This is a genomic window from Pseudomonas sp. FW305-3-2-15-E-TSA4 (assembly GCF_058787295.1).
Genome location: NZ_JBYSZP010000038.1, coordinates 1 through 2668, shown reverse-complemented (window position 1 = coordinate 2668; position 2668 = coordinate 1). Strand labels below are relative to the sequence as shown.

Sequence of the window (2668 nt, the reverse complement as noted above, 5' to 3'; positions counted from 1 at the left end):
GAAATTCTCGGCAAAGTCGATAACAGTCATATGGGCGTCGTATTGAAGCGTATGATGTTGCGCGCATCGTCGGCCATCGCCGACCGGCTGCACATCGACGCGCTGGTCACCGGCGAAGCGATCTCCCAGGTATCGAGCCAGACGCTGCCGAACCTGTCGGTGATCGACTGCGTGACCGACAAACTGGTCCTGCGCCCACTGATCGTTGCGCACAAGCAGGACATCATCGACACGGCCAACGAGATCGGCACCGCCGATTTCGCCCGGCACATGCCGGAGTACTGCGGAGTCATCTCGGTCAATCCGAAGACCGCCGCCAAGCGCCACCGTGTTGAGCACGAAGAGAAAGAATTCGACATGGCGGTTCTCGAGCGTGCGCTCGAAAACGCCAAGCTGGTGCCGATCGACCGAGTGATCGACGAATTGGGCCAGGATTTGCAGATCGAAGAAGTCGGCGAAGCGCTGGCCGGTCAGATCGTCATCGACATCCGTCACCCGGATGCGGCCGAGGATGACCCGCTGGAACTCGCCGGCATAGAAGTACAGACGATGCCGTTCTACGCAGTGAACGCTCGTTTCAAGGAGCTGGATCCGACTCGCCAGTACCTGCTGTATTGCGACAAAGGCGTGATGAGTCGCCTGCATGCTCACCATTTGCTCAGTGAGGGGCATGCCAATGTGCGCGTTTATCGACCGAGCTAAGTGCCCGGGGCTGTTTGCCTGTGGCCTGCGTCACCGGCCCCCCGACACCGCCGTCAAGCTGTAACGGCCATGCCGGACACTACTGTTAATCGCTGCCAAGACTTGTCAGCAAACCGAATCCTCTGATCGAGATACACAAGTGATCGAAAATCTACGTAACATCGCCATCATTGCCCACGTTGACCATGGTAAGACCACCCTGGTAGACAAACTCCTGCGTCAATCCGGCACTCTGGAGCGCAACGAGCTCAACGACGAGCGCGTGATGGACTCCAACGACCAGGAAAAAGAGCGCGGTATTACCATTCTGGCGAAAAACACCGCCATCAACTGGAACGGCTACCACATCAACATCGTGGACACCCCGGGCCACGCCGACTTCGGCGGCGAAGTAGAACGCGTAATGTCGATGGTTGACTCCGTTCTGCTGCTGGTTGACGCTCAAGACGGCCCTATGCCGCAAACCCGTTTCGTGACCAAGAAGGCGTTCGAAGCCGGCCTGCGTCCAATCGTGGTCATCAACAAGGTTGACCGTCCAGGCGCGCGTCCGGACTGGGTTCTGGACCAGATCTTCGACCTGTTCGACAACCTCGGTGCTACCGAAGAACAACTGGACTTCCAGGTTGTTTACGCTTCGGCCCTGAACGGTATCGCCGGTCTGGATCACACCGCCATGGGCGAAGACATGACTGCGCTGTACCAGGCAGTTGTCGACCACGTTCCGCCTCCGGCCGTTGACCGTGACGGTCCGTTCCAGATGCAGATCTCCGCTCTGGACTACAACAGCTTCCTGGGTGTTATCGGTGTTGGCCGTATCGCTCGTGGTCGCGTCAAGCCGAACACCCCGGTTGTCGCGATCAGCGCCGACGGCAAGCGCCGCAACGGTCGTATCCTGAAGCTGATGGGTCACCACGGGCTGCACCGCATTGACGTTGAAGAAGCAGCGGCCGGCGACATCGTCTGCATCAGCGGCTTCGACGAGCTGTTCATCTCCGACACCCTGTGCGACATCAACACCGTCGAGGCGATGAAGCCGCTGACCGTTGACGAGCCAACCGTTTCCATGACCTTCCAGGTAAACGATTCGCCATTCTGCGGTAAAGAAGGCAAGTTCGTGACCTCCCGTAACATCAAGGATCGTCTGGACAAAGAGCTGCTGTACAACGTTGCACTGCGCGTTGAAGAAGGCGACTCGGCTGACAAGTTCAAGGTTTCCGGCCGTGGTGAGCTGCACCTCTCGGTACTGATCGAAACCATGCGTCGCGAAGGCTTCGAGCTGGCCCTGGGCCGTCCTGAAGTGATCATCCGTGAAGTTGACGGCGTGAAGCAGGAACCGTTCGAAAACGTCACCATCGACATCCCTGAAGAATCGCAGGGCAAGGTCATGGAAGAGATGGGTCTGCGTAAAGGCGACCTGAGCAACATGGTGCCGGATGGCAAGGGCCGTGTTCGTCTGGAATACAACATCCCTGCTCGCGGTCTGATCGGTTTCCGTAACCAGTTCCTGACCCTGACCAACGGTGCGGGCATCCTGACCTCGATCTTCGATCGTTACGCTCCAGTGAAGTCGGGCCACATGTCCGGCCGTCAGAACGGCGTTCTGGTTTCGGTTGAAACCGGCAAGGCACTGACCTACTCGCTGGAAACCCTGCAGGCTCGTGGCAAGCTGTTCGTAGAACACGGCCAGGAGATCTACAACGGTCAGATCGTTGGTCAGAACAGCCGCGACAACGACCTGGGTGTGAACCCAACCAAAGGCAAGAAGCTCGACAACATGCGTGCTTCGGGTAAAGACGAAACCATCGCTCTGGTACCACCTGTTCGCTTCACTCTGGAACAGGCTCTGGAATACATCCAGGAAGACGAGCTGTGCGAAGTCACGCCTAAGTCCATCCGTCTTCGCAAGAAGATCCTGGACGAAAGCGAGCGTACCCGCGCGGCCAAGAAAGCCAAGGCATAAGATTTA

General features: G+C 57.9%; 2 protein-coding genes. Both read left to right on the top strand.

Translation table 11 applies throughout. The annotated features are described in order from the left end of the window. Positions 1-702, top strand: a 702-nt coding sequence (gene thiI, locus AC3WMV_RS28265) for a thiazole biosynthesis protein (protein ID WP_492561407.1), incomplete at its 5' end; no start/stop codon positions are given. 139 nt (positions 703-841) lie between these two features. Continuing rightward, positions 842-2662, top strand: coding sequence for a translational GTPase TypA (gene typA, locus AC3WMV_RS28260; protein ID WP_007961739.1), 1821 nt, complete (start codon positions 842-844; stop codon positions 2660-2662). Positions 2663-2668 lie beyond the last annotated feature (6 nt).